Origin of the sequence: Exiguobacterium sp. PFWT01 (genome assembly GCF_018255795.1) — a bacterium.
GTDB lineage: Bacteria > Bacillota > Bacilli > Exiguobacteriales > Exiguobacteriaceae > Exiguobacterium.
In genome coordinates this window covers 119,108-145,000 of record NZ_CP073755.1, presented here as the reverse complement: position 1 = coordinate 145,000, position 25,893 = coordinate 119,108, and the positions used below count along the sequence as shown (strand labels likewise).

The window sequence follows — 25,893 nt, the reverse complement described above, 5'->3', positions numbered from 1 at the left end:
GACAATTGCCTCCCAGGACTGACTGACCAAATAACCCGGGTTCGCCAATAAATTCATTAGGAACCCGAACAACGTCCCGAATACGAGCGTTGTCCAAAACAAACGTAAAAAACCTTGTACTTTCATCTCTCACCGATTCACCCTTCTATTTGTTTAATGACTGCTTGCGCCAACTCATCATACGTATGCTCGAACGGATGTCCATCCCGATAGACAGAAGGTGCAAAGTCCTCTTCATTGTCGTACGGTTGGCCGAGCGGGATTTGAGCAAGAAGCTTACTCTTCAGTGCTTCTGATAGCTTTTCTCCACCGCCGTATCCGAATACGTATTCCTTCTCGCCCGTTACCTTACTTTCGAAGTAGGCCATGTTCTCGATGATTCCCAACACTTTATGGTTCGTTTTGATTGCCATCGCTCCAGCACGTGCCGCAACGAATGCCGCTGTCGCATGAGGTGTCGTGACAATCAATTCCTGACATGATGGGAGCATGGAATGAATATCGAGCGCGACATCTCCTGTTCCTGGCGGTAAGTCGAGCAACAGATAGTCAAGATCGCCCCACTCGACGTCATTGAAGAAGTTATTTAACATCTTCCCGAGCATCGGTCCACGCCAGATGACCGGCGCATTGTCTTCCACGAAGAATCCCATCGAGATGACTTTCACGCCAAACCGCTCCACTGGAATGATCTTCTCGCCGCGAACAACCGGTCGTTCCTCAATGCCGAGCATATCTGGAACACTGAAGCCGTAAATATCCGCATCGATCAACCCGACCTTTTTACCCGCTCGCGCAAGCGCGACAGCCAAGTTGACGGATACTGTTGATTTTCCTACGCCACCCTTACCAGAAGCGATGGCGATAAACGTCGTCCCTGAGTTTTCACGAAGGATCGCCGGTTTTGTCGCTTCCTTCAAACTTTCGTCGTTCAATGCCTCAAAGCGAAGCCCGACCGTCTTAAAGCCTTTCCCCTTGAGCAACGTGACGATTTCTTGTTGTAACTGAAGCTGTTCCCCGCTCCCAGTTTGACCGAGTGCCACTTTTACACTGACATAGTCTTCTTTGATTCGGATGTCTTTTACCCCTGCTGTATCTCCAAGCGTTCGGTTGATCGTCGGATCAACAAGCCCCGCCAATTCCTCGCGTACTTGCTCTACTGTAAGCATATTGCTTCCCCCTTCTAACTGTTTCGATATCAGTATATCAAAAAAAGCGTTTTCTTGACGGGTTCGGAATCGACTATTTCAAACAAAAAACTCTCCACCCGAAAGGATGGAGAGTTCGAACCACATCGCGAAGATTAACGCTTCGAGAATTGTGGTGCGCGACGTGCTGCTTTAAGACCGTATTTTTTACGTTCTTTCATACGAGCGTCACGAGTTAAGAAGCCTTTTTCTTTGAGGCTTGGACGGAATTCTGGGTCCGCTTGAAGAAGCGCACGTGATACGCCGTGGCGAATTGCTCCAGCTTGTCCAGTGTATCCACCACCGTTAACGTTAACGATTACATCGTATTTACCTTCTGTTTCAGTCAATACGAGTGGTGATTTAGCCATCATGATCAAAGTCTCATGACCGAAGTATTCTGAGATATCGCGGCCATTTACAACAACTTTACCGTCACCTGCAACGAGGTGAACGCGAGCCACCGAGTGTTTGCGGCGGCCTGTTCCGTAGTAACGTACATCTGCCATCGTTTAGTTCCTCCCTGTGTCTCGATTAACCGCGAAGTTCGTAAACTTCTGGTTTTTGTGCTTCGTGCTTGTGTTCAGCTCCAGCGTAAACGTGGAGTTTGTTGAATTGTTGACGACCGAGTGATCCTTTTGGAAGCATCCCTTTGATCGCGAGTTCAAGCATACGCTCTGGACGTTTTGCGAGAAGCTCTTTTGCAGTTTGTGATTTCAAACCGCCTGGATGACCTGAATGACGGTAGTAGATCTTGTCATTCAATTTGTTACCAGTCAATTTGATTTTCTCAGCGTTGATGATGATGACGTGGTCTCCGCAATCAACGTGTGGTGTGAAAGTCGGCTTGTGCTTACCGCGAAGAAGTGAAGCTACTTCACTAGTCAAACGACCAAGTGTTTTGCCTTCTGCGTCGATAAGGAGCCATTTGCGTTCTACTTCAGATGCTTTAGCCATGAATGTTGTGCGCATGTGGAATACCTCCTAGAAATGTCTGTTCACTTAATTTTTTGATGCTTTATCATAATCCTAGTTTACGGGGCTAAGATTGTGGTTCATCTCTAAATTTGAAAATGAAATGCCAATGAATATAATACGATTTTATAAGGGGAATGTCAATCTACTTTTTCATAATTCACATTCCACAAATACAAACCGTGTGGGGGCGCCGTAATCCCCGCCATGCGGCGGTCCTTCGCCTCCAGCATTTGTGTGATATCTGCGGGCTGATACTTTCCTCTCCCTACCTCGATGACCGTCCCTACCATGATGCGGACTTGGTTGTATAGAAAACCCGATCCAACGAACCGGAATATGATCTCGTCTCCCATCTCGAGCACTTCTGCTTCATAGATGGTACGGACCCGATCTTCGACTTCTGCCTTTGTCACAGAGAACGACGTAAAGTCGTGGGTACCAATCAACCGCTCCATCGCTTTACGCATCGCATCGAGGTTCAGCTTATACGTCACGGTCGCAGCATAGTGCCGACGAAACGGATCCTCGGTCTGACGAATATGGTAGCGATACTCTTTTCGCTTCGCACCGTAACGTGCGTGGAACGTATCGTCTATTTCTTCCGCCTGTTTAACGAGGATATCGTCTGGTAGCATGGCGTTTAACGCTTTGACGAAGCGCTCAGCAGGCATCTCTAACGACGTATCAAAGTGAATCACCTGCCCTAACGCATGGACGCGAGCGTCTGTACGACCTGAGGCGACGATTTTCACTGGATGACGATGCATACGTGCCAAAACGGATTCAATCTCCGCTTGAATGGTATTGCCATTCGGTTGTACCTGATATCCCGCATAATGTGTCCCGTCATAGGCGACAATCAGTTTAATTCGTCTCATCCAATCCCTCTCAATCCAAACAAAATGAGCGTCAACGCGACAAAAATGAGCAATACGGCTGTGTCTCGCGTTTGCCACTCCATCTCACGCAACCTCGTTCGCCCTTCTCCCCCACGGTAGCCGCGGGCCTCCATGGCCGTAGCGAGGTCTTCAGCACGCTTAAACGCGGAGATGAACAATGGAATCAAAAGAGGGATGACCCCTTTTAGGCGGGATTTCCAAGGTCCACTCATCAAATCGACCCCACGCGCCTGCTGGGCTTTCATGATCCGGTCCGTCTCGTCCGCAAGCGTCGGTAGGAAACGAAGTGAGATGGAGAGCATCAACGCAATCTCATGGGCCGGCACACGAATCCGTTCGAATGGTCGTAGCCCCGCTTCAATCGAATCGGTCAATTCCATCGGTGTCGTCGTCAACGTCACGAGTGTCGTCAACATGACGAGATAAAAGAAGCGAAGCGAGACAATTAGCCCCATTCGAATTCCTTCCGAATAAATCGCAATCGGTCCTAATTCGAATAGAAGTGTGCCGTCTCGATTGAATAACAGTTGTAAGATCAACGTGAAGACGATCAAAAATAAGATCATGCGAAGACCGTTCCATAAATAACGCCACGATAACTGTGACAGTTTGACCGCAAACAACGTGAACGCGAGTAAAAACAAATTCGTCCATACGTTGTCAGCTAAAAAAACAACCGGGATGAACCCTAAAATGAAGAGCGTCTTGGCACGCGCATCAAGGGAATGAAGCCACGAATGCCCCGGTATATATTGACCGATAATCATGTCGCTCCCCCTTTCAGCCGTTCCGCCACCCAATCCGCCAGCTCGCTCTCGGTTCGTACGAGCGGAATGGACGTTTCTCCAAGAACCGGTGCCATGTCACGCGCGAATCGTAAGACGTGCGGGATGTCGAGCTGGAGACGTCGTACCAGAGCCTCGTCTTGGAACAATTCAAACGGATCCCCATCAAACGCCACCTGACCACGCTCCATCACGATGACGCGCTCCGCATAGGCGAGTACATCATCCATGTCATGCGAGACAAGAATCAACGTAAGGTTCAACTCTTCTCGCAAACGTTTGAACAAGGCGAGCATGTCTCGTCTCCCAATCGGGTCGAGACCCGCTGTCGGTTCATCGACAATGAGCACATCAGGCCGGCTCGCTAAAACACCCGCAATCGCGACACGGCGCATCTGTCCACCTGAGAGATCAAACGGCGAACGGTCCCATAACGTTTCATCCAAGCCGACAAGACGAAGGGCCTCGTGGGCTCGCTCTTTCGCTTCGGCATCTGTCGCGCCAAAGTTGCGCGGACCGAACATGACGTCGCGTTCGACCGTCTCTTCAAACAATTGGTGCTCTGGATATTGAAAGACGAGCCCAACGCGACGCCGAAGCGGTAAAAGATTCTGTTTCTTGTCACGACGCGTCCGAATCGGGGTGACAGTGATATCATCGACCACCACACGTCCGTCAGTCGGGCGCAATAAGCCGTTCATATGTTGAACGAGTGTCGATTTCCCTGAGCCTGTATGCCCAAGAAACGCAACAAGCGCTCCCGACGGAATGGTTACATTCACATCGCGCAGCGCGGTTCGTTCAAACGGAGTATTCATTTGGTATTGATATGTTACTTCTTCAATGCGTATCGGCATAGATGGTTCACCAACTCCGAATGTTGTAGCATCAGACGATCGAGTGGAATGCCACGTGCCTTCAGTTCGAGTTGCATCCGAACGATAAACGGGACATCTAGTTGAATGTCACGAAGCGTATCAGGATGTTGAAACACGTCTTCAGGTGTGCCGGTCATCGCAATCTTGCCTTTCGACAATGCAATGATACGGTCGGCAAACAACACTTCGTCGAGCTCGTGTGTAATGGCGACAACGGTCATCCCTTCCGAGACGAGCTGTCGTACCGTTTGTAATACCTCTTGTCGCCCAATCGGGTCGAGCATGGAGGTCGCTTCATCGAGCACGAGGACACGCGGGCGCATTGCGAGAGCCGCAGCTATCGCAACGCGCTGCTTTTGTCCACCGGATAACTGATGCGGTTCACGGTCCGCTAGTTCCGATAATCCAACGCGCGCTAGACTGTCATCAATTCGACGAACCATTTCTTGACGTGGAAGTCCCATGTTTTCGAGAGAAAATGCCACATCATCGCGCACGGTCGCCCCGACAAATTGATTGTCGGGATTTTGAAAGACGACCCCGATTCGCGTTCGAACGTCCCACACGTCTGCGGCGTTCGACGGATCGAGTGTCTCGACGCGAACTTCCCCCTGTTCAGGAATGAGAAGTCCGTTCCACAACTTCGTCAGTGTCGACTTGCCAGAACCATTATGGCCGACAATCGCAAGCCATTCCCCTTTATATACATCGAGCGATAGGCCGTTAAGCGCCGGCTCAGACTGTCCAGGGTAATGAAATACGACATCCCGTACCATAATTTGTGATTCCATGGGTCGACTCCTTTCTGATGTGGAAACAGGGCAATACGTCACCGCATGCCCTGTTGACTGCCTAATGAATTAGACGAGTTCGATGATTACAACTTCTGCACCATCACCGCGGCGTGGGCCGACTTTCATGATGCGCGTGTATCCACCTTGACGTTCAGCGTAGCGTGGTGCCACGTCTTCGAACAATTTTTGGATTGCGTCTTTTTCTCCAGCGTTCTCCTTGCGAACGAATGAAGCTACTTGACGACGGGCATGAAGATCGCCACGTTTCCCAAGAGTGATCAATTTTTCAACGACTGGGCGAAGTTCTTTCGCTTTTTGTTCAGTTGTTTGAATGCGCTCGTTGATGATTAGGTCAGTTGCAAGATCACGCAAAAGCGCCTTGCGTTGCGAGCTTGTACGGCCAAGTTTCGAATAAGCCATTACATTTCCCTCCTTCGGTTGAACTTAGTCTTCTTTACGCAAGCCCAAACCGAGTTCGTCCAACTTGTGTTGAACTTCTTCGAGTGATTTACGTCCGAGGTTACGAACTTTCATCATCTCTTCCTCTGATTTGTTTGCGAGTTCTTGAACAGTGTTGATGCCAGCGCGCTTCAAGCAGTTGTACGAACGAACTGAGAGATCGAGTTCTTCAATCGTCATTTCGAGTACTTTTTCTTTTTGGTCTTCTTCTTTCTCGACCATGATTTCTGCGTTGAGAGCCTCATCTGTCAAACCAACGAAGATGTTCAAGTGTTCAGTCAAAATTTTAGCCCCTAATGATACAGCTTCTTCCGGACGAATTGAACCATCTGTCCACACGTCTAACAAAAGCTTATCGAAGCTAGCGTCTTGACCGACACGTGTTTTATCTACTTCGTAGTTCACGCGTTGAATCGGTGTATAGATCGAATCGATTGGAATGACCCCAATCGGCATATCATCACGTTTGTTATCTTCTGCCTGGACGTAACCACGACCACGGCGAGCAGTCAAACGCATGCGAAGCGTCGCATTGTCAGCGAGAGTCGCGATGTGGAGCTCAGGATTCAAGATTTCAACGTCGCTATCATGGGTAATGTCTGCCGCAGTGACAGCACCGGCACTTGAAACGTTAATCTCAAGCGTTTTCTCTTCTTCCGAGTACACTTTGAGTGCCAACTTCTTGAGGTTGAGTACGATTTGAGTGACGTCTTCGACAACACCGTCAATCGTAGAGAACTCGTGAAGCACGCCATCGATTTGAACCGCTGTTACCGCTGCACCTGGGAGCGATGACAATAGAATTCGACGTAGTGAGTTACCGAGAGTAGTGCCATATCCACGTTCAAGCGGTTCTACTACGAATTTACCAAACGTAGCGTCCTCGCTGATTTCGACCGTTTCGATCTTTGGTTTTTCAATCTCGATCATCTGAACCCCTCCTTGAGTATATCCTGCCGTGCAGTTTGAGCTGCTAAAGTATAAGCTGTCGTGCTAGGTAAACCCCTCACACGCTCAAGCGATTATACGCGGCGACGTTTTGGAGGGCGGCAACCGTTGTGCGGAACTGGAGTTACGTCACGGATTGCAGTAACTTCGAGACCAGTAGCTTGGAGCGCACGGATAGCCGCTTCACGTCCAGCACCAGGACCTTTAACGTTAACTTCTACTGTACGCATACCGTTGTCCATTGCAACTTTCGCTGCAGTTTCAGCAGCCATTTGCGCTGCGAACGGAGTCGATTTACGTGATCCTTTAAATCCGAGGTTACCAGAAGTAGCCCATGAGATCGCGTTACCTTGCGTATCAGTGATTGTGATGATTGTGTTGTTGAATGTAGAACGGATGTGTACCACACCGACTTCAACATGTTTTTTAACTTTACGTTTAGAACGTACGTTTTGCTTACGTTTCGCCATTGTTCAATTCCCTCCTTTACTTCTTCTTGTTCGCTACTGTACGGCGTGGGCCTTTACGAGTACGCGAGTTGTTCTTCGTGTTTTGACCGCGAACAGGGAGACTACGGCGATGACGGATACCGCGGTATGCGCCGATCTCGATCAAACGTTTGATGTTAAGTGAAACTTCACGACGAAGGTCACCTTCAACTTTGATTCCGTCAATTGCTTCACGGATACGGTTGAGTTCATCTTCAGTAAGGTCGCGTGTGCGTGTCTCTTCAGATACGTTAGCAGCCTTCAAAATTTCTTGTGCTTTTGTTTTACCAATACCATAGATGTATGTGAGCGAAATAACGATACGTTTTTCGCGTGGAATATCTACACCAGCAATACGTGCCATGTGTGCACCTCCTCTGAAATTAACCTTGTTTTTGTTTGTGTTTCGGGTTTTCGCAAATTACCATTACTTTACCCTTACGGCGAATAACTTTACATTTTTCGCAAATCGGTTTTACCGACGGTCTTACTTTCATGAGTATACCCTCCTCCTGGAAAAATCGGAGTTACTTATAACGGTACGTAATCCGCCCGCGAGTCAAGTCGTATGGAGACAACTCAACAGTTACGCGGTCACCTGGAAGGATCCGAATGTAGTGCATCCGAATTTTCCCTGAGACGTGCGCGAGCACCGTGTGGCCGTTTTCTAACTCCACTTTAAACATTGCGTTCGGAAGTGGTTCGACAACAGTGCCTTCCACTTCAATGACATCTTGTTTCGCCATCATTTATTCCCCTTTCTATATGAAAATCTTTAGGAGCACAGACGATCTATTGCCATCTACTGTGAGAGAAGGATCCAGAACGGATCAGTATGAAACAATAGAGCCTCATTCACCGGAATCGAGTTTCGTTAAAATCTCGTATCCATCGTCTGTGATGGCGATGGTGTGCTCAAAGTGGGCGCACATGCTACCGTCCACGGTGACAACTGTCCAGTTATCAGCCAGTGTTCGAACATAGCGTTGACCAGCATTAACCATTGGTTCAATGGCTAACGTCATCCCAGTCTTCAGGCGCGGCCCTTTCCCCGGTGGACCATAGTGTGGAATTTGCGGTTCTTCATGCAAATTTTGTCCAACACCATGACCGACGTATTCGCGGACGACAGAAAAGTCATGTGATTCAACATATGCTTGAATCGCATGCGAAATATCTGTCAATCGCCCTCCAGCCTTGGCGTGCTCCAATCCTTTATACAGACTTTCTTCGGTTACGTCAAGTAGCCGCTGTGTCTCTTCTGAGATTGTTCCCACTGGATAAGTCCAAGCGGAATCTCCATGGTATCCATTATAGTAGGCACCGATGTCGATTGAGATAATATCTCCATCCTTCAATACCCGTTTTCCTGGAATGCCATGAACAAGCTCTTCGTTCACCGAAGCGCAAACACTACCGGTAAAACCGTTATAGCCTTTGAACGATGGCGTCGCACCTTGGCTGCGAATGTAATCTTCCGCAATCCGGTCGAGCTCAAGCGTCGTGATTCCTGGTTTAATGTGCTGTTTGAGCACCTGGTGCGTTCGAGCAACAATTTGCCCAGCCTCACGCATAATCGCAATTTCACGAGGCGTCTTCGTGATGATCATTCAGTATCACCGAGTAATGCTTTGACATCGGCATATACGACATCGATTGGACGATCTCCATCCAATGTACGAAGATACCCTTTTTCAGCGTAAAAGTCAATGAGTGGTTTCGATTGCTCGATGTTGACGTCAAGGCGACGGCGAACCGTTTCCTCTTTATCGTCTTCACGTTGCATGAGCGCCGACCCATCCACATCACAGATGCCTTCCACTTTTGGTGGGTTGAAGATCACGTGATATGTCGCACCACACGTTGGGCAGATCCAACGACCTGTCAAGCGTGGGACGAGAATTTCCGCATCCACATCGATGTTGACGACGTGGTCAATCTGTTTCCCCAAATCTTTAAGCAAACTTTCGAGTGCCTCTGCTTGAGCAACAGTACGCGGGAATCCATCGAGTAAGAAACCTTTTTGTGTGTCATCTTGACTAAGACGTTCACGTACGATTCCGATTGTTACCTCGTCCGGTACGAGTTCGCCTTTATCCATGAATGACTTGGCTTCTTTACCGAGTGGCGTTCCGCCTTTGATTGCCGCACGAAACATGTCGCCTGTCGAAATGTGAGGGATTTGGTACTCTTCTACGATTTTAGCCGCTTGAGTCCCTTTCCCAGCACCCGGTAAGCCCATGAGTACTAGATTCATCTCGGTTAGCCTCCAGTTTTGATTTTCACGAAGGGCTTGTAAACACGACAGGAAGGAAGGGTCAACCCTTCCTTCCGCTTTAACGGATAAAGCCTTTATAGTGTCGTTTTACAAGTTGACTTTCGATTTGTTTCATCGTTTCGAGGGCTACCCCGATGACGATCAACAAGCTCGTTCCTCCGATTTGAACGGAAGTTGGAAGACCGGCAAGCTTAATGAAGATTGTCGGCATGATCGCCACGAGCGATAAGAAGATCGCTCCGAAGAAAGTCAATCGATACAGCAACTTCGTGATGTACTGTTCTGTTTGCGCCCCAGGACGAATCCCAGGAATATAACCACCTTGCTTCTGCAGGTTTTCTGCCATTTGTTCAGGGTTGACCTGAATAAATGTATAGAAGTAGGCAAACGCAATGATTAACGCAACGTAAATCGACATTCCGATTGGCGCCGTCGTGTCAAAGTACGTCTGTAATTTTTGCGTTGTCTCCGGCGAAGCAATGAAGCTTGCAACAGTTGGTGGTGTTACCATGAAGGAAATCGCGAAGATAACCGGGATAACACCTGCTGCGTTTAGTTTGATTGGCAAGTGCGTCGACTGACCGCCCACTGGGGTACGGTTCGCCGTGCGTTTTGCATATTGGATTGGAATTTTGCGTGCCGCTTGTTGAACATAAATGATCCCAACCGTCACAGCCAAAATAACAAGTGCCAATACAACCAAGTAAACGATATTAATGAACAATGCATCTCCAGCGTTTTGGAGTTTTGTTTCATAAATCTGCGTGAAGATTCTTGGGAACCCGGCGACGATACCGGCGAAGATGATGATGGAAATACCATTCCCAACACCTTTCTCCGTTGTCATTTCACCAAGGAACATCAAGAACGCTGTACCCGCAGTGAGTACAATCGCGATCACAAAGTAAGTTGCCGTTCCCCACGTCTCATTGACGAGACCTGGGTAGAGGCGGTTAAATCCAAACGACAATGAAGTCGCTTGGACAAAGCCTAAGATGATCGTCCCATAGCGCGTGACCGTCGCTAACTTTTTACGGCCCGCCTCTCCTTGTTTAGCCCATTCGGCAAACTTTGGAACGACGTCCATTTGTAAAAGTTGCACAACGATCGATGCCGTAATGTACGGCATGATCCCCATTGCGAACAAGGAGAAGTTCTGTAAAGCATTTCCTCCAAACAAGTTCAAGAAGTCAAGAAGACCTCCTGAGTCAAAACGCAACACATCCGTATTCACCATCGGCACCGGGATATGAGCCCCGATGCGGAAAATGATGATGATTGCGAGTGTGAAGAGAATACGCTGTCGAATATCTTTCACGCGCCACATATTGGAGATCGTCTGAAACATCAGATCACCTCAACTGTACCGCCAGCTGCTTCGATTGCTTCTTTCGCTGCACCCGAGAACTTGTTGGCTTTTACAGTCAATTTAGTTTCAAGCTTGCCGTTAGCAAGGACCTTGATTCCGTCTTTAGCAGAGCTGACAACACCAGTCTCGATTAAGAGTTCTGGAGTAACTTCAGTACCTGCTTCGAAACGGTTAAGCGTGTCTAGGGAAACAACCGCGTACTCTTTACGAGTTGGGTTGTTGAAACCGCGTTTTGGAAGACGACGGTAAAGTGGGTTTTGTCCACCTTCAAATCCTGGACGAACGCCACCGCCCGAACGAGCTTTTTGACCTTTGTGTCCACGACCAGAAGTTTTACCGTTACCAGTCGCCATACCGCGACCGACACGGTTACGTTCGTGACGTGAACCTGGAGTTGGCTTCAATTCATGGAGTTTCATAGTGGCACCTCCTTATTTATTAAAATCTTTATTATTCGTTGATTTCTTTTACAGTCACAAGGTGCGACACTTTGTTGATCATACCGCGCATCGCGACGTTGTCTGGGACAACGACCGTTTGATGCATTTTGCGAAGACCGAGTGTACGTACAGTAACACGCTGACCTTCCGGACGACCAATTGTGCTGCGTGTGAGGGTGATTGCGAGTTTCGCCATGTCTAGTTCCCTCCCTTAGTTAAGAAGTTCTTCTACGCTTTTACCACGTAGTTTAGCAACTTCCTCTGCTTTTTTGAGCTCAGTCAAGCCCTGTACCGTCGCACGGACGATGTTGATCGGTGTGTTTGAACCTAACGATTTCGAAAGGATGTCACCTACACCTGCAAGTTCGAGCACCGCACGAACTGGACCACCAGCGATAACCCCAGTACCTTCAGAAGCTGGTTTCATGAATACACGACCTGCTCCGAATACTCCTGTGATTTCGTGTGGAATTGTTGTACCAACCATAGGTACTTGTACCATGTTTTTCTTAGCGGCTTCAATAGCCTTGCGAATCGCTTCTGGCACCTCTTGTGCCTTACCTGTACCGAAACCGACGTGACCATTTTTGTCACCTACGACTACGAGAGCAGCAAAACGGAAGCGGCGGCCACCTTTTACGACTTTCGCGACGCGGTTTACGGTAACAACGCGTTCTTCAAGTTGTTCCATGTTAACGTCTAACTGGCGCATCGAGTGTCCCCTCCTTTTTATTAGAATTTAAGACCTGCTTCACGAGCTGCTTCTGCAACAGCTTTGACGCGGCCATGATAGAGGTATCCACCACGGTCGAACACAACTGTGTCGATACCTTTCTCGAGTGCACGTTCTGCAGCAAGTTTACCAACAGCTTTCGCTGCTTCAACGTTACCGCCATTTGTAAGATCGAGAGCTTTATCTTTCGAAGATGCAGACACAAGCGTTGTTTGTGCCGCGTCATCGATAAGTTGAACGTAAATGTGCTTGCTCGAACGGAATACGTTCAAACGTGGACGAGCTGCTGTCCCCGTGATCGTACGACGTACGCGAGCATGACGTTTTTTACGAACTGCATTTTTATCTGCCTTTGTGATCATTTATGCCACTCCTTTCCGTTCATTTCGTGACGAATTACTTACCAGTCTTACCTTCTTTACGGCGAATACGTTCATCAGAGTAACGAACACCTTTACCTTTGTAAGGTTCTGGAGCACGGTACGAGCGGATTTGAGCAGCAACGTGACCGACGCGCTCTTTGTTAATCCCTTTTACGATGATTTGCGTGTTTGAAGGAACTTCGATTTCGATACCTTCCTCAGCAACGTACTCGATTGGGTGCGAGTAGCCGAGGTTGAGGACGAGTTTGTTACCTTGCTTCGTAGCACGGTAACCAACCCCCGAGATCTCAAGTGTTTTTTGGAATCCGTTCGACACACCTTGTACCATGTTGGCAATAAGGGCACGTGTCGTACCGTGAATTGTGCGGCTTTCTTTCGATTCGTCTGGACGAACAACCGTCAATTCGTTCTCTTCAACTTTGATTTCCAATGCCGGGTTAGCTGAAAGCGAAAGTTCACCTTTAGCACCTTTTACTGTGACCGTGTTGTCATTAGCAACTGTTACAGTAACGCCAGCAGGAATCGTAACTGGTTTTTTACCAATACGTGACATTGATTACACCTCCGTTCTTGTTAGAAAAGTGACTTACCAGATGTAGGCGATCACTTCGCCGCCGACTTGTTGTTGGCGAGCTTCTTTATCAGTCATAAGACCTTTAGATGTCGAAAGAACTGCGATCCCGAGTCCTCCGAGTACTTTAGGTACTTCATCAGCTTTTGCGTATACGCGAAGACCTGGTTTCGAAATACGTTTGAGACCAGTGATTACACGTTCGTTGCTTGCTCCATATTTAAGGAAAAGACGAAGTGTACCTTGTTTAGCGTCCTCGATATATTCAACATCGCGAATGAAACCTTCACGCTTAAGGATTTCAGCGATCTCACGTTTAATGTTCGAAGCTGGAAGCTCCATTTTTTCATGGCGAACCATGTTAGCGTTACGGATACGTGTAAGCATATCTGCAATAGGGTCTGTCATTACCATGCGATGTACCTCCTTTCACACTGTTAGTGGATTACCAGCTTGCTTTTTTAACACCAGGGATTTGACCTTTGTATGCAAGATCACGGAACTTGATACGGCTGATCCCGAATTTACCCATGTAACCATGCGGACGACCTGTGATGCTGCAACGGTTGTGCAAGCGTACAGGTGACGAGTTACGTGGCAATTTGCTGAGTCCGATATAATCGCCTTCAGCTTTCAACTTCGCACGCTTTTCAGCGTACTGGGCAACGAGTTTCTCGCGTTTAAGTTCGCGATTCACCATTGACTTTTTAGCCATGTTGTCGACCTCCCTCTAGATTATTTTTGGAATGGCATACCGAGAAGTGTGAGCAATTCACGTGCTTCTTCGTCTGTGTTTGCTGTTGTAACAACAACGATGTCCATACCGCGTACTTTAGATACTTTATCGTAATCGATCTCAGGGAAAATAAGTTGCTCTTTCACGCCAAGCGTGTAGTTACCGCGTCCGTCGAATGCTTTCTTCGATACACCGCGGAAGTCACGTACACGTGGAAGTGAAACAGTTACCAATTTGTCGAGGAAATCGTACATGCGCTCGCCACGAAGTGTAACCTTCGCACCGATTGGCATACCTTCACGAAGTTTGAAACCAGCGATTGATTTCTTCGCTTTCGTTACGAGTGGTTTTTGACCTGAAAGAATTGTTAATTCTTCAACTGCCATGTCAAGTGCTTTCGAGTTCGAAACAGCGTCACCTACACCCATGTTGATGACAATCTTTTCGATTTTCGGTACTTGCATGACCGAGTCATAGTTGAATTTATCCATCATCGCTTTCACGATGTCGCTTTTATACTTCTCTTGCAAACGGTTCATAGTCGAATGGACCTCCTTTCGTCACGTTCTTCTTATTTATCGAGTGATTCGCCCGATTTCGCGACACGAACTTTTTTACCATCGACTACTTTGAAACCAACGCGAGTTGGTTTGCCAGTTTTAGGGTCGAGTGGCATTACGTTCGAGACGTGAATTGGTGCTTCGATCTCAAGGATCCCGCCTTGTGGATTCGCTTGTGAAGGTTTCGCGTGTTTTTTCATCACGTTTACGCCTTCAACCACTACGCGGTTTTTGCTTGGCATAGCTTTGAGGATAACCCCTTGCTTGCCTTTATCTTTACCAGACATTACCTGGACTGTATCGCCTTTTTTAACATGCATCGTTTGCGCACCTCCTTATAGGATTGAAATTGGAAATTAAAGTACTTCCGGTGCCAACGAAACGATCTTCATGAATTCTTTTTCACGAAGTTCACGTGCAACTGGCCCGAAGATCCGTGTGCCGCGTGGGCTCTTGTCATCTTTGATAATGACTGCTGCGTTCTCATCGAAACGGATGTACGAACCATCTTTACGACGAGCGCCGCGTTTTGTACGAACGACAACTGCTCTGACAACGTCACCTTTTTTAACAACGCCACCTGGTGTTGCTTGTTTTACCGTTGCGACGATGATGTCACCGATGTTTGCAGTCTTACGACCAGAACCACCGAGAACTTTAATTGTCAACAGTTCACGCGCGCCAGAGTTGTCTGCTACTTTCAAGCGAGATTCTTGTTGAATCATGCGAGTGTACCTCCCTCCGGATGTTTAATAAATCCGAACTGTTATTAGATGATTACTGATTCTTCTACTACTGTTACAAGACGGAAACGTTTGTCTTTAGAAAGAGGACGTGTTTCCGCGATGCGAACGATATCGCCCACTTTAGCGACGTTGTTCTCATCGTGTGCTTTGTATTTCTTCGTGTAGTTTACACGTTTGCCATAAAGTTTATGACGAACCTTTGTTTCTACTGCGACGACGATCGTTTTGTCCATTTTGTCAGACACGACGCGACCAGTGAACACTTTACGGTTGTTGCGTTCCATGAGTGTTACCTCCTCTCAAGAATCCGATGTAATTAGCCGTTGTTGATGCCGAGTTCGCGTTCACGAAGAATCGTTTTAGCACGCGCAATCGACTTGCGTACTTCACGGATACGAGCAGGATTCTCAAGCTGACCTGTAGCAAGTTGGAAGCGAAGGTTAAAGAGTTCTTCTTTCCACTCGCCCACTTTACCGTTGAGCTCTTCAGTTGTTGATTGACGGAGATCAGTTGCTTTCATTCGTATCACCACCATTTTCTTCACGTTTCACGAACTTACATTTTACTGGAAGTTTGTGCGATGCAAGACGAAGTGCCTCACGTGCCACTTCCTCAGATACACCTGCGATTTCGAACATTACTTTGCCAGGCTTAACTACAGCTACCCAGCCTTCTGGAGCACCTTTACCCGAACCCATTCGGACTTCGAGAGGCTTTTTAGTGTACGGCTTGTGTGGGAAGATCTTAATCCACACTTTACCACCACGTTTCATATAACGTGTCATTGCAATACGTGCTGATTCGATTTGACGGTTTGTAATCCAGCTCGCTTCGAGAGCTTGGAGACCGAACTCACCGAAGTGTACAGTTGTGCCGCGTTTAGCGTTCCCGCGCATTTTGCCACGGTGTACACGACGATATTTCACGCGTTTAGGTAACAACATAGTGTGTTGCCTCCTTCCTGAAAGAGTGTTTATTATTCAGCGTTTTTCGCTGTGTTGTTTTTTGTTGGAAGAACTTCACCGTGGTATAACCAAACTTTTACGCCGATTTTACCGTAAGTTGTGTCAGCTTCAGCTGTTCCGTAGTCGATGTCGGCACGGAGTGTGTGAAGTGGAACTGTTCCTTCCGAGTACTTCTCTGAACGAGCGATATCAGCGCCACCAAGACGACCAGAAACTTCTGTTTTGATCCCTTTGATGCCAGTACGCATCGAACGTTGAATAGATTGTTTCATTGCACGACGGAATGATACGCGACCTTCCAATTGACGAGCAATGTTTTCTGCTACAAGCTTCGCAACAGCGTCAGCGTTTTTCACTTCAACAACGTTGATGTGAACGCGTTTTCCGTCAGCGATTTTTGTAATGTGTTTACGGAGTGATTCGATTTCAGAACCACCTTTACCGATTACCATACCTGGCTTCGCAGTGTGAAGCGAAATGTTCACGCGGTTTGCAGCGCGTTCGATTTCAACTTTAGAAACACTAGCATCCTTCATTTTGTTTTCGATGTATTCACGAATAACGAAGTCTTCATGAAGGAGATCAGCGTAGTCTTTCTCAGCGTACCAACGCGAATCCCAGTCTTTGATAACACCAACGCGAAGACCGTGCGGATTTACCTTTTGACCCACTACATATCCCTCCTTATTTCTCAGTTACCACGATGTGGATGTGGCTTGTGCGTTTGTTAATACGGCTTGCGCGACCCATCGCACGTGGGCGGAAGCGTTTGAGTGTTGGACCTTCGTTTACGTAAGCTTCTGTTACAACGAGGTTCTCAATGTTCATATCGTAGTTGTGCTCTGCGTTAGCAATCGCTGATTTTAATACTTTTTCAACGACTGGCGATGCTGCCTTGTTCGTGTGAGCAAGGACAGAGAGCGCTTCGCCGACTTGTTTCCCGCGAATTAAGTCTACAACGAGACGTGCTTTGCGAGGAGCAAGACGGACCATATTAGCTGATGCTTTAGCTTGCATGGATTTGACCTCCCCTCAAATTACCGTTTCGTTTTCTTGTCTGATCCGTGACCTTTGTACGTGCGTGTTGGAGCGAATTCACCAAGTTTGTGACCAACCATGTCTTCTGTCACGAATACTGGTACGTGTTTACGACCATCGTGCACACCGAACGTGTGACCCATGAATTCTGGGAAGATCGTCGAGCGACGTGACCAAGTTTTGATGACTTGCTTCTCACCAGATTCGTTGAGTTTGTCAACTTTAGCGAGTAAGTGGTGATCTGCGAATGGACCTTTTTTCAAGCTGCGACCCATGTTAGAACCTCCCTTTGGAATGATTCGGGAACGGCCCTTTCGAACCGCCCGAGAATCATGTAGTAATTATTTCTTACGGCGACGAAGGATGTACATGTCGCTCGATTTGTTTTTCTTACGAGTCTTAAGACCAAGAGCTGGTTTACCCCAAGGAGTAAGTGGGCCCGAACGACCGATTGGCGCACGACCTTCACCACCACCGTGTGGGTGATCAACCGGGTTCATTACAGAACCACGTACTGTTGGGCGTTTGCCTAACCAACGTGAACGTCCTGCTTTACCGATGTTTACGAGTTCGTGTTCTTCGTTACCAACTGAACCGATTGTCGCGCGGCAAGTGCCGAGGAACAAGCGTGATTCACCTGATTGAAGACGAACGATGACGTACTTGCCGTCACGTCCTTGGATTTGTGCCGATGCACCAGCCGCACGAACTAGCTGACCGCCTTTACCAGGCTTAAGCTCGATGTTGTGGATTGTTGTACCGACAGGGATGTTTACGAGTGGAAGAGCGTTCCCCACTTTGATATCCGCTTCAGGACCAGACATGATTTCCATGCCTACTTTGATGCCCTTAGGAGCGAGGATGTAACGTTTCTCACCATCTACATAGTTGATGAGTGCGATGTTTGCTGAACGGTTTGGATCGTATTCGATCGTTGCTACGCGTCCTGCAACGCCATCTTTGTTACGTTTGAAATCGATGATACGGTATTTACGCTTGTGACCGCCACCTTGGTGACGAACAGTCAAGCGACCTTGGTTGTTACGTCCGCCTTTTTTCGAAAGCTTTTCAGTTAACGATTTTTCAGGGCGATTCGTTGTGATCTCTGCAAAGTCGAGAGATGTCATGTTACGACGACCGTTAGTGGTCGGCTTAAACTTTTTGATTGCCATCGAGGATTCCCTCCTTTTCTTCTAAGGTAGTTAATTAACCGAGGAAGTCGATTGTGTTGCCTTCAGCAAGGGTTACGATCGCTTTTTTACGACGAGCTGTGTAACCAGAGTGACGACCGACACGTTTCGCTTTCGGTTTGTAGTTCATTGTGTTTACCGAAGCAACTTTCACGTTGAAGATTGTTTCGATAGCGTGTTTCACTTGCGATTTAGTCGCTTTTACGTCGATTTCGAAAACGTATTTGTTAGCTTCCATGAGGCTAACTGAACGCTCAGTGATGATCGGACGTTTGATGATATCGTATGCTTGAGCCATTATGCAAGCACCTCCTCTACCTTCGCAACCGCATCTTTAGTGAAGATGACTTTGTCGTTAGCAACGAGGTCAAGAACGTTTACGCCTGCTGCGTCGATCACAGTCACTCCTGGGATGTTACGAGCTGCGAGAGCGATAGTCTCATTGTAGTCCGCTGTGACTACAAGAGCCTTACGTTCTACTGATAAGCTGTTGAGTACAGCAGCCATATCTTTTGTTTTTGGTGCATCGAAAGCAAGGCCTTCGAGGACGATGATTTCGTTGTTTTGTACTTTCGACGAAAGAGCCGAGAGAAGTGCTAAACGACGAACCTTCTTAGGAAGTTTGTAAGAGTATGAACGTGGTGTTGGACCGAAGACTGTACCACCACCAACCCATTGTGGTGAGCGGATAGAACCTTGGCGCGCACGACCAGTTCCCTTTTGTTTCCATGGTTTACGGCCGCCACCGCGTACTTCCGAGCGACCTTTCGTATCGTGAGTACCTTGACGGCGTGATGCTTGTTGCATGACGATTGCGTCGTAAAGTACTGATTCGTTTGGCTCGATTCCGAAGATGGCTTCTGCCAATTCGATTTCGCCAACTTGTGAACCTGTTTGGTTAAGCAAAGCTACTTTAGGCATTCGTAATTCCTCCTTTCCGTGCAGTTAATTAGTTACCTTTGACCGCTGATTTGATGATGACGTTCGATTTACGAGCGCCTGGGATAGCACCTTTCACGAGGAGAAGGCCACGTTCCACATCAACTTTAACGACTTCAAGGTTTTGAATTGTTTTACGCTCTCCACCCATTTGACCAGGAAGAAGTTTCCCTTTAAATACGCGGTTAGGAGCGACAGGACCCATCGAACCAGGACGACGGTGGTAGCGCGAACCGTGAGCCATTGGTCCACGTGATTGTCCGTGACGCTTGATCGCACCTTGGAATCCTTTACCTTTCGATGTACCTGTTACGTCTACTAATTCACCTGCAGCGAAAATGTCTGCCTTAATCTCTTGACCGATTTCGTATCCTTCTACTGAAGTACGAACTTCTTTGATGAAGCGCTTAGGTGTCGCGTTTGCTTTCGCTGCGTGACCTTTTGATGGTTTGTTTTGACGTGATTCTTTGATGTCTCCGAAACCAAGTTGAACTGCTTCGTAACCGTCTGTGTCAACTGTTTTAAGTTGAAGAACGACGTTACCTTCTACAGCAACTACTGTTACTGGTACAACTTCGCCTGCTTCGTTGAAGATTTGAGTCATACCAAGTTTTGTTCCTAAGATTCCTTTAGCCATGAGATACACCTCCTGTTAATAATTATTGTCTCTTCTGGCTAGTATCTACTATATGAAGAATTAAAGTTTGATTTCGATGTCTACACCTGATGGTAACTCGAGACGCATAAGCGCATCGACTGTTTTCGGTGTTGGATTTACGATGTCGATCAAGCGTTTGTGTGTACGCATTTCGAACTGCTCACGAGCATCTTTGTACTTGTGAACCGCACGAAGGATCGTGTAAATCGATTTTTCAGTTGGGAGCGGGATTGGACCCGATACCTTTGCACCTGAACGCTTCGCAGTGTCAACGATCTTCTCAGCTGATTGATCGAGAACGCGATGGTCATATGCTTTTAAACGAATACGAATTTTTTCATTTGCCATGTTTGTTTCCCTCCTTTGTCGCCTATTTTAAAAATAGACAATTCTCCGCGGAAATTTCCACACCGGCCATGGCAATGCTGCCTGGCGTGTCATAACCTCCCGCTTCAACGCAGCGTGCTTGTGTCAGCAGAGGCATCCGATCATTGCAAATCAACGATTGGACCCGTTTTCTGCTGTAAAGTCTCTCACCACTCGCACAAACACTTAATCATTATATCTAATCTGGTCATGGAATGCAAGATTAGATTTTTGAAGTTGCTGGTTGTCTGATGAGTTGCTCAACGTTCCCTAATGTAACAAGATTCGCGAGCTTTTGCAAGTAAAAATTCATTCTTTTATTGAACTATTTTTCAAACGAACTCCCATGTCAACTCGACCTAGCGTTTCATCACCTCTCCAAAACGCTCTGTCACCCCTTCTATGACCGATTGTGGGGCTCGTTTCAAACAGTCTTGAACAATTCCTTCATTAATACTATGCGTCTTTAAATAGCGGACCAATGACGCTAGTTTATCCTCTCGTCCGATGACCGTGTAAAGGACGACCCATTCCTCTAGGTGCATCCATTGTCCATCCGGTTCAATGAAAGGATGTGTATAGATTCCGTCGGTACACTTCATCCGGAAACTAGACATGACGTCCACATCTGTCCCCTCGAATACATACTCTCCAAAGTAGGTCGTTACGTATGCGTCGTGAGGGTCTGACGGTTTCTTCTCCCCGGCGCGACTGAGTACGCGATCGATTTTTTCAAACTGGTCCGGTTCCACAAAAACATCGATGTCATTCGTTACCTCGACGATGCCATGATGCTTTAACAGCTCAGAACCGCCAATGCGATACGCAATCCCATTCAAGCGACAAATGGTCTCTAATTGCTTCAACATGACGCCACTCCTTTCTCGTATGCCTCATCTTAACATGTTGTGATGAAAACACAAAAAAGCAGCCCGCATATTGCGGACTGCTTCATGTTGTTCAGTTGAACCAATCGATTACTCGATGATTTCTGTTACTGAACCAGCACCTACAGTACGGCCACCCTCACGGATAGAGAAACGTGTACCGTCTTCGATCGCGATTGTAGAAATCAATTCGATCGTCAACTCGATGTTATCTCCTGGCATTACCATTTCAGTACCTTCTGGAAGGTGAACGATACCTGTTACGTCAGTTGTACGGAAGTAGAACTGCGGGCGGTAGTTCGCGAAGAATGGCGTGTGACGGCCACCCTCTTCTTTAGAAAGAACGTAGATTGATGCTTTGAATTTAGAGTGTGGTGTGATTGAACCTGGCTTAGCAAGTACTTGTCCACGCTCGATGTCGTCACGTGATACACCACGGAGAAGTGCACCGATGTTGTCGCCAGCTTCAGCATAGTCAAGAAGCTTACGGAACATCTCTACACCAGTACATACAGTTTTCTTCGTTTCTTCTGTAAGACCAACGATTTCGATCTCGTCGTTGACGCGGAGAACACCACGCTCAACACGACCAGTCGCTACAGTACCACGACCAGTGATTGAGAATACGTCCTCAACAGGCATCATGAAGTCTTTTTCAGTGTCACGAACTGGTTCTGGGATGTACTCATCAACAGCGTTCATGAGTTCCATAACTTTTTCTTCCCACTGAGCTTCACCGTTAAGTGCGCCAAGTGCAGAACCTTTGATTACAGGGAGGTCGTCGCCTGGGAAGTCGTATTCAGAAAGAAGTTCACGGATTTCCATTTCAACGAGTTCGAGAAGCTCTTCGTCGTCTACCATGTCAACTTTGTTCATGAATACTACGATGTAAGGAACACCTACTTGACGTGAAAGAAGGATGTGCTCACGTGTTTGTGGCATTGGGCCATCTGTTGCAGATACAACGAGGATCGCGCCGTCCATTTGTGCAGCACCAGTGATCATGTTTTTAACATAGTCAGCGTGTCCTGGGCAGTCAACGTGTGCGTAGTGACGCTTGTCAGTTTCGTACTCGATGTGAGCTGTTGCGATTGTGATACCGCGCTCGCGCTCTTCTGGAGCACCATCGATTTGGTCGAACTTAGTAGCTGCTTTACCTTGTGCTTTTGAAAGTACAGCAGAGATTGCTGCAGTCAAAGTTGTTTTACCGTGGTCGACGTGGCCGATTGTACCAACGTTAACGTGCGGTTTAGAACGGTCGAATTTTTCTTTACCCATTCTAGATTCCTCCTCTATTAAACGATTAGTTTTATTTAACTAGGAAGACGTAGGCTACTTTTAACATACGTCCTCCTTAGCTTACAACAATCAATCTAGCGATACAACCGTTATTAGCCGTTCGCTTTTTTGACGATTTCTTCAGCGATTGATTTCGGTACTTCTTCGTAGTGATCGAAGTGCATCGAGTACGTTCCACGTCCTTGTGTACGTGAACGAAGTGATGTTGCGTAACCGAACATTTCTGAAAGTGGAATCATCGCTTTAACGACTTGTGCGTTACCGCGAGCTTCCATACCTTCTACGCGTCCACGGCGTGACGTAACGTCACCCATGATGTCACCCATGTATTCTTCTGGGATAACAACTTCAACACGCATCATTGGCTCAAGGATGACAGCTTTCGCTTGGTCCTTAAGTTGTTTAACCGCCATCGAAGCAGCAACTTTAAACGCCATCTCGTTCGAGTCGACATCGTGGTACGATCCGAATACGAGACGAGCTTTAACGTCTACTACTGGGTAACCAGCGAGGATACCGTTTTCGAGAGCTTCTTCAATCCCGTTTTGAACAGCAGGGACGTATTCACGTGGTACAACACCACCGACGATCTTGTTCTCGAACTCGAATCCAGCGCCTTCTTCGTTCGGCTCGAATTCTACGACAACGTGACCGTACTGACCGCGTCCACCAGACTGACGAACGAATTTCGAATCGATCTTCGCAGCGCCACGGATTGTTTCACGGTAAGCAACTTGTGGTGCACCAACGTTAGCTTCTACTTTGAATTCGCGACGCATACGGTCAACGAGGATGTCAAGGTGAAGCTCACCCATACCAGAGATGATCGTTTGACCAGTCTCAGGGTTTGTTTCAGTGCGGAATGTTGGATCTTCTTCTGCGAGTTTCGCAAGAGCTTGACCCATCTTATCTTGGTCTGCTTTCGATTTAGGCTCGATTGCAACCGAGATAACTGGTTCTGGGAACGTCATTGACTCGAGAACGATGTTATCTTTCTCAGAGCAAAGCGTGTCACCAGTAGTCGTGTCTTTGAAACCAACAGCAGCGGCGATGTCCCCAGCGAATACCATTGGAATCTCTTCACGGCTGTTTGCGTGCATTTGAAGGATACGACCGAGACGCTCACGCTTCCCTTTAGTCGAGTTCTTCACGTATGATCCCGCTTCAGCTGTACCAGAGTACACGCGGAAGAACGTCAATTTACCGACGTAAGGGTCAGTCATAACTTTGAACGCAAGTGCTGAGAATGGAGCTTCGTCAGAAGGCTCACGTGTGATTTCTTCCTCTGTATCGAGGTTGATCCCTTTGATTGACTCTACATCAACTGGTGATGGGAGGTAATCAACAACGGCGTTAAGCATGAGCTGAACACCTTTGTTCTTGAAGGCAGAACCAACGAGTACAGGGTAGAATTCAACGCTAAGTGTCGCTTGACGGATTGCAGCTTTCAATTCATCGATTGAAATCTCTTCACCTTCAAGGTACTTCATCATCAACTCTTCGTTGAAGTCAGCAACACCTTCGATTAATTGACCGCGAAGTTCTTCAGCTTGGTCAGCCATGTCAGCTGGGAAGCCATCTGTTACTTCGATGTCAGTACCGAGGTCGTTGTTGTACATGTAAGTTTTCATTTCAACGAGATCGATGATCCCTTTGAAATCGTCCTCTGCTCCGATTGGGAGTTGGATCGCGTAAGCGTTCGCTTGAAGACGATCGTGGAGCGTCTTCACAGAGTACAAGAAGTCTGCGCCGATTTTATCCATCTTGTTGACGAATACGACACGTGGTACACCATATGTCGTCGCTTGACGCCATACAGTTTCTGTTTGTGGTTCTACACCTGACTGAGCGTCAAGTACAGCAACCGCACCATCAAGTACACGGAGTGAACGTTCAACTTCTACAGTGAAGTCTACGTGTCCAGGTGTATCGATGATGTTTACACGGTGGCCATTCCACTGTGCAGTTGTCGCAGCCGAAGTGATCGTGATTCCACGCTCTTGCTCCTGCTCCATCCAGTCCATTTGTGAAGCACCTTCGTGCGTTTCACCAATTTTATGGATACGACCTGTGTAATAAAGAATACGTTCAGTTGTTGTCGTTTTACCGGCATCGATGTGAGCCATGATCCCGATGTTACGAGTATTCTTTAGGGAGAATTCTCTTGCCATACTGGGTATTCTCCTTCCGCATGTTTGATTTTCGTGTGCGCGCACACGATATGATTATACCCGAAAGCCACTCCGTTAAGCCATGCTTGGCGGAGTGGACTTTACGATTAAATTACCAACGATAGTGAGCAAACGCTTTGTTAGCTTCTGCCATTTTATGCATGTCTTCGCGTTTCTTAACAGATGCACCAGTGTTGTTGGCTGCATCCATGATTTCGTTCGCGATACGTTGCTCCATCGTTTTTTCGTTGCGGAGACGAGCGTAGTTCACGAGGTAACGAAGACCAAGTGTTGTACGGCGCTCTGGACGAACTTCTACAGGAACTTGGTAGTTAGCTCCACCTACACGGCGTGCTTTAACTTCAAGTACAGGCATGATGTTGTTCATTGCTTCTTCGAACACTTCCATAGGCTCTTTGCCTGAGCGTTCAGCGATGATGCCAAATGCGTTGTAAATGATAGTTTGAGCTGTACCTTTTTTACCGTCTAACATGACACGGTTAATGAGGCGAGTTACCAATTTCGAGTTGTAGATCGGATCTGCGATAACGTCACGACGTTCTGCACGGTTTTTACGCATCCGAGTACCCTCCTTTCAAAATTTCAATTGTAGTTTAGTTTGCGAGAATTACTTCTTCGCAGCTTTCGGACGTTTCGTACCGTATTTAGAACGGCCTTGCATACGTCCATCAACACCTGCAGTGTCAAGCGCACCACGAACGATGTGGTAACGTACCCCTGGTAAGTCTTTTACACGTCCTCCACGGATAAGAACAACGCTGTGTTCTTGAAGGTTGTGGCCAATACCTGGGATGTACGCAGTCACTTCGATTTGGTTAGTCAAACGAACACGAGCATACTTACGAAGCGCCGAGTTCGGTTTCTTCGGAGTCATTGTACCAACACGTGTACAAACACCACGTTTTTGTGGCGAGCTCACGTTTGTTTGTGACTTGATGAAACTGTTGTAACCTTTGTTAAGTGCTGGAGAGTCAGATTTCACGACTTTCGATTTACGTCCTTTACGGACTAACTGGTTAATAGTAGGCATCTTTGAAGATCCTCCCTTCCTGAATGTTGCTATTTTCTAGTCCCACCGACCCGGGTGGTTCATTTAAGGTCATAACGAAACGTTTTTACGAGGCGTA

Annotated in this window: 43 protein-coding genes (1 of these 43 running past the window's edge); all 43 read right to left on the bottom strand. The window is 47.4% G+C overall.

All coding sequences use genetic code 11. From position 1 onward, the window contains the following. Positions 1 to 126 carry the beginning of a KinB-signaling pathway activation protein gene (locus KD909_RS00815; RefSeq protein WP_012727642.1) on the bottom strand. It extends 519 nt beyond the left edge of the window, so only the first 126 of its 645 coding nucleotides appear in the window; it begins with the start codon at positions 124 to 126; its stop codon lies off the left edge, out of view. Between the two features lie 11 nt (positions 127 to 137). After that, complete coding sequence (locus tag KD909_RS00810) at positions 138 to 1,169, bottom strand: P-loop NTPase (RefSeq protein ID WP_012727643.1); 1,032 nt, start codon at positions 1,167 to 1,169, stop codon at positions 138 to 140. Between the two features lie 134 nt (positions 1,170 to 1,303). Further along, positions 1,304 to 1,696 carry a 30S ribosomal protein S9 gene (gene rpsI / locus KD909_RS00805; protein WP_012727644.1) on the bottom strand — a complete coding sequence of 131 codons (393 nt, stop codon included), beginning with the start codon at positions 1,694 to 1,696 and terminating at the stop codon, positions 1,304 to 1,306. A 25-nt stretch (positions 1,697 to 1,721) separates the two neighbouring features. Beyond that, positions 1,722 to 2,159, bottom strand: coding sequence for a 50S ribosomal protein L13 (rplM, locus tag KD909_RS00800; RefSeq protein WP_012727645.1), 438 nt, complete (start codon positions 2,157 to 2,159; stop codon positions 1,722 to 1,724). A 143-nt stretch (positions 2,160 to 2,302) separates the two neighbouring features. After that, entirely contained in the window at positions 2,303 to 3,043 is a 741-nt protein-coding gene (gene truA, locus KD909_RS00795) for a tRNA pseudouridine(38-40) synthase TruA (RefSeq protein ID WP_211782060.1), read from the bottom strand. Beyond that, entirely contained in the window at positions 3,040 to 3,831 is a 792-nt protein-coding gene (locus tag KD909_RS00790) for an energy-coupling factor transporter transmembrane component T family protein (protein WP_211782059.1), read from the bottom strand. Before KD909_RS00790 ends, truA begins: the two co-directional genes overlap by 4 nt. Then, positions 3,828 to 4,706 carry an energy-coupling factor transporter ATPase gene (locus KD909_RS00785; RefSeq protein ID WP_211782058.1) on the bottom strand — a complete coding sequence of 293 codons (879 nt, stop codon included), beginning with the start codon at positions 4,704 to 4,706 and terminating at the stop codon, positions 3,828 to 3,830. The genes KD909_RS00790 and KD909_RS00785 overlap by 4 nt, the downstream gene beginning before the upstream one ends. Beyond that, a complete protein-coding gene (locus KD909_RS00780) occupies positions 4,682 to 5,518 on the bottom strand; it encodes an energy-coupling factor transporter ATPase (RefSeq protein ID WP_031421869.1) in 837 nt (278 codons plus the stop codon). Before KD909_RS00780 ends, KD909_RS00785 begins: the two co-directional genes overlap by 25 nt. A 69-nt stretch (positions 5,519 to 5,587) precedes the next feature. Then, positions 5,588 to 5,941, bottom strand: coding sequence for a 50S ribosomal protein L17 (gene rplQ / locus KD909_RS00775; protein WP_012727650.1), 354 nt, complete (start codon positions 5,939 to 5,941; stop codon positions 5,588 to 5,590). A 24-nt stretch (positions 5,942 to 5,965) separates the two neighbouring features. Continuing rightward, a complete protein-coding gene (locus KD909_RS00770) occupies positions 5,966 to 6,910 on the bottom strand; it encodes a DNA-directed RNA polymerase subunit alpha (RefSeq protein WP_012727651.1) in 945 nt (314 codons plus the stop codon). Positions 6,911 to 7,002: 92 nt separating this feature from the next. Then, positions 7,003 to 7,398: a 30S ribosomal protein S11 gene (gene rpsK, locus KD909_RS00765; RefSeq protein ID WP_012727652.1), complete on the bottom strand. Its 396-nt coding sequence runs from the start codon at positions 7,396 to 7,398 to the stop codon at positions 7,003 to 7,005. Between the two features lie 16 nt (positions 7,399 to 7,414). Further along, positions 7,415 to 7,780, bottom strand: a complete 366-nt coding sequence (rpsM, locus tag KD909_RS00760; protein ID WP_012727653.1) for a 30S ribosomal protein S13 — start codon at positions 7,778 to 7,780, stop codon at positions 7,415 to 7,417. 19 nt (positions 7,781 to 7,799) lie between these two features. Then, positions 7,800 to 7,913: a 50S ribosomal protein L36 gene (gene rpmJ / locus KD909_RS00755; RefSeq protein ID WP_003156543.1), complete on the bottom strand. Its 114-nt coding sequence runs from the start codon at positions 7,911 to 7,913 to the stop codon at positions 7,800 to 7,802. Positions 7,914 to 7,943: 30 nt separating this feature from the next. Next, entirely contained in the window at positions 7,944 to 8,162 is a 219-nt protein-coding gene (infA, locus tag KD909_RS00750) for a translation initiation factor IF-1 (protein ID WP_021066622.1), read from the bottom strand. Between the two features lie 105 nt (positions 8,163 to 8,267). Further along, positions 8,268 to 9,026, bottom strand: coding sequence for a type I methionyl aminopeptidase (map, locus tag KD909_RS00745; protein WP_211782057.1), 759 nt, complete (start codon positions 9,024 to 9,026; stop codon positions 8,268 to 8,270). Next, positions 9,023 to 9,673 (bottom strand): adenylate kinase, encoded by a 651-nt coding sequence (locus tag KD909_RS00740; RefSeq protein ID WP_211782056.1) that lies wholly within the window; start codon positions 9,671 to 9,673, stop codon positions 9,023 to 9,025. Before KD909_RS00740 ends, map begins: the two co-directional genes overlap by 4 nt. A gap of 79 nt (positions 9,674 to 9,752) precedes the next feature. Continuing rightward, positions 9,753 to 11,042 (bottom strand): preprotein translocase subunit SecY, encoded by a 1,290-nt coding sequence (gene secY / locus KD909_RS00735; RefSeq protein ID WP_012727657.1) that lies wholly within the window; start codon positions 11,040 to 11,042, stop codon positions 9,753 to 9,755. Next, positions 11,042 to 11,482 (bottom strand): 50S ribosomal protein L15, encoded by a 441-nt coding sequence (rplO, locus tag KD909_RS00730; RefSeq protein WP_012727658.1) that lies wholly within the window; start codon positions 11,480 to 11,482, stop codon positions 11,042 to 11,044. The genes secY and rplO overlap by 1 nt, the downstream gene beginning before the upstream one ends. Before the next feature lie 31 nt (positions 11,483 to 11,513). Beyond that, positions 11,514 to 11,699 (bottom strand): 50S ribosomal protein L30, encoded by a 186-nt coding sequence (gene rpmD / locus KD909_RS00725; RefSeq protein WP_012727659.1) that lies wholly within the window; start codon positions 11,697 to 11,699, stop codon positions 11,514 to 11,516. 15 nt (positions 11,700 to 11,714) lie between these two features. Continuing rightward, entirely contained in the window at positions 11,715 to 12,215 is a 501-nt protein-coding gene (gene rpsE, locus KD909_RS00720; protein ID WP_012727660.1) for a 30S ribosomal protein S5, read from the bottom strand. A 20-nt stretch (positions 12,216 to 12,235) separates the two neighbouring features. Continuing rightward, complete coding sequence (rplR, locus tag KD909_RS00715) at positions 12,236 to 12,598, bottom strand: 50S ribosomal protein L18 (protein WP_012727661.1); 363 nt, start codon at positions 12,596 to 12,598, stop codon at positions 12,236 to 12,238. A gap of 34 nt (positions 12,599 to 12,632) precedes the next feature. Next, on the bottom strand, positions 12,633 to 13,172 hold the full coding sequence (gene rplF / locus KD909_RS00710; RefSeq protein ID WP_012727662.1) for a 50S ribosomal protein L6: 540 nt from the start codon (positions 13,170 to 13,172) through the stop codon (positions 12,633 to 12,635). Positions 13,173 to 13,205: 33 nt separating this feature from the next. Further along, a complete protein-coding gene (gene rpsH / locus KD909_RS00705) occupies positions 13,206 to 13,604 on the bottom strand; it encodes a 30S ribosomal protein S8 (protein ID WP_012727663.1) in 399 nt (132 codons plus the stop codon). A 31-nt stretch (positions 13,605 to 13,635) separates the two neighbouring features. Next, positions 13,636 to 13,905, bottom strand: a complete 270-nt coding sequence (rpsN, locus tag KD909_RS00700) for a 30S ribosomal protein S14 (protein WP_012727664.1) — start codon at positions 13,903 to 13,905, stop codon at positions 13,636 to 13,638. 20 nt (positions 13,906 to 13,925) lie between these two features. Next, positions 13,926 to 14,465 (bottom strand): 50S ribosomal protein L5, encoded by a 540-nt coding sequence (gene rplE, locus KD909_RS00695; RefSeq protein WP_012727665.1) that lies wholly within the window; start codon positions 14,463 to 14,465, stop codon positions 13,926 to 13,928. Between the two features lie 32 nt (positions 14,466 to 14,497). After that, the gene (gene rplX, locus KD909_RS00690) at positions 14,498 to 14,806 is read right to left on the bottom strand and encodes a 50S ribosomal protein L24 (RefSeq protein ID WP_012727666.1); all 309 of its coding nucleotides are present in this window, start codon (positions 14,804 to 14,806) and stop codon (positions 14,498 to 14,500) included. A 36-nt stretch (positions 14,807 to 14,842) separates the two neighbouring features. After that, a complete protein-coding gene (gene rplN / locus KD909_RS00685) occupies positions 14,843 to 15,211 on the bottom strand; it encodes a 50S ribosomal protein L14 (protein ID WP_012727667.1) in 369 nt (122 codons plus the stop codon). A 44-nt stretch (positions 15,212 to 15,255) separates the two neighbouring features. After that, on the bottom strand, positions 15,256 to 15,516 hold the full coding sequence (gene rpsQ, locus KD909_RS00680; protein WP_012727668.1) for a 30S ribosomal protein S17: 261 nt from the start codon (positions 15,514 to 15,516) through the stop codon (positions 15,256 to 15,258). Positions 15,517 to 15,548: 32 nt separating this feature from the next. Further along, positions 15,549 to 15,752: a 50S ribosomal protein L29 gene (rpmC, locus tag KD909_RS00675; protein WP_012727669.1), complete on the bottom strand. Its 204-nt coding sequence runs from the start codon at positions 15,750 to 15,752 to the stop codon at positions 15,549 to 15,551. Beyond that, complete coding sequence (rplP, locus tag KD909_RS00670; protein WP_012727670.1) at positions 15,739 to 16,176, bottom strand: 50S ribosomal protein L16; 438 nt, start codon at positions 16,174 to 16,176, stop codon at positions 15,739 to 15,741. The genes rpmC and rplP overlap by 14 nt, the downstream gene beginning before the upstream one ends. Before the next feature lie 32 nt (positions 16,177 to 16,208). Continuing rightward, on the bottom strand, positions 16,209 to 16,868 hold the full coding sequence (rpsC, locus tag KD909_RS00665; protein ID WP_012727671.1) for a 30S ribosomal protein S3: 660 nt from the start codon (positions 16,866 to 16,868) through the stop codon (positions 16,209 to 16,211). 13 nt (positions 16,869 to 16,881) lie between these two features. Beyond that, on the bottom strand, positions 16,882 to 17,214 hold the full coding sequence (rplV, locus tag KD909_RS00660) for a 50S ribosomal protein L22 (RefSeq protein WP_012727672.1): 333 nt from the start codon (positions 17,212 to 17,214) through the stop codon (positions 16,882 to 16,884). Positions 17,215 to 17,234: 20 nt separating this feature from the next. Next, positions 17,235 to 17,510, bottom strand: a complete 276-nt coding sequence (gene rpsS, locus KD909_RS00655) for a 30S ribosomal protein S19 (protein WP_012727673.1) — start codon at positions 17,508 to 17,510, stop codon at positions 17,235 to 17,237. Between the two features lie 66 nt (positions 17,511 to 17,576). Next, positions 17,577 to 18,407 carry a 50S ribosomal protein L2 gene (rplB, locus tag KD909_RS00650; RefSeq protein ID WP_012727674.1) on the bottom strand — a complete coding sequence of 277 codons (831 nt, stop codon included), beginning with the start codon at positions 18,405 to 18,407 and terminating at the stop codon, positions 17,577 to 17,579. A gap of 34 nt (positions 18,408 to 18,441) precedes the next feature. Continuing rightward, positions 18,442 to 18,723 (bottom strand): 50S ribosomal protein L23, encoded by a 282-nt coding sequence (gene rplW / locus KD909_RS00645; RefSeq protein ID WP_012727675.1) that lies wholly within the window; start codon positions 18,721 to 18,723, stop codon positions 18,442 to 18,444. Beyond that, positions 18,723 to 19,346: a 50S ribosomal protein L4 gene (gene rplD, locus KD909_RS00640; RefSeq protein WP_012727676.1), complete on the bottom strand. Its 624-nt coding sequence runs from the start codon at positions 19,344 to 19,346 to the stop codon at positions 18,723 to 18,725. The genes rplW and rplD overlap by 1 nt, the downstream gene beginning before the upstream one ends. Before the next feature lie 28 nt (positions 19,347 to 19,374). After that, positions 19,375 to 20,001 (bottom strand): 50S ribosomal protein L3, encoded by a 627-nt coding sequence (gene rplC / locus KD909_RS00635; RefSeq protein ID WP_012727677.1) that lies wholly within the window; start codon positions 19,999 to 20,001, stop codon positions 19,375 to 19,377. Positions 20,002 to 20,061: 60 nt separating this feature from the next. Then, positions 20,062 to 20,370 carry a 30S ribosomal protein S10 gene (gene rpsJ / locus KD909_RS00630; protein WP_012727678.1) on the bottom strand — a complete coding sequence of 103 codons (309 nt, stop codon included), beginning with the start codon at positions 20,368 to 20,370 and terminating at the stop codon, positions 20,062 to 20,064. Between the two features lie 377 nt (positions 20,371 to 20,747). Further along, a complete protein-coding gene (locus KD909_RS00625) occupies positions 20,748 to 21,257 on the bottom strand; it encodes a hypothetical protein (protein ID WP_211782055.1) in 510 nt (169 codons plus the stop codon). A gap of 108 nt (positions 21,258 to 21,365) precedes the next feature. Then, positions 21,366 to 22,553, bottom strand: a complete 1,188-nt coding sequence (tuf, locus tag KD909_RS00620; RefSeq protein ID WP_012727680.1) for an elongation factor Tu — start codon at positions 22,551 to 22,553, stop codon at positions 21,366 to 21,368. Positions 22,554 to 22,666: 113 nt separating this feature from the next. Continuing rightward, positions 22,667 to 24,745 (bottom strand): elongation factor G, encoded by a 2,079-nt coding sequence (gene fusA, locus KD909_RS00615; protein WP_012727681.1) that lies wholly within the window; start codon positions 24,743 to 24,745, stop codon positions 22,667 to 22,669. A gap of 112 nt (positions 24,746 to 24,857) precedes the next feature. Beyond that, entirely contained in the window at positions 24,858 to 25,325 is a 468-nt protein-coding gene (gene rpsG / locus KD909_RS00610; RefSeq protein ID WP_012727682.1) for a 30S ribosomal protein S7, read from the bottom strand. Between the two features lie 48 nt (positions 25,326 to 25,373). After that, positions 25,374 to 25,796 carry a 30S ribosomal protein S12 gene (gene rpsL / locus KD909_RS00605; RefSeq protein WP_012727683.1) on the bottom strand — a complete coding sequence of 141 codons (423 nt, stop codon included), beginning with the start codon at positions 25,794 to 25,796 and terminating at the stop codon, positions 25,374 to 25,376. Positions 25,797 to 25,893 lie beyond the last annotated feature (97 nt).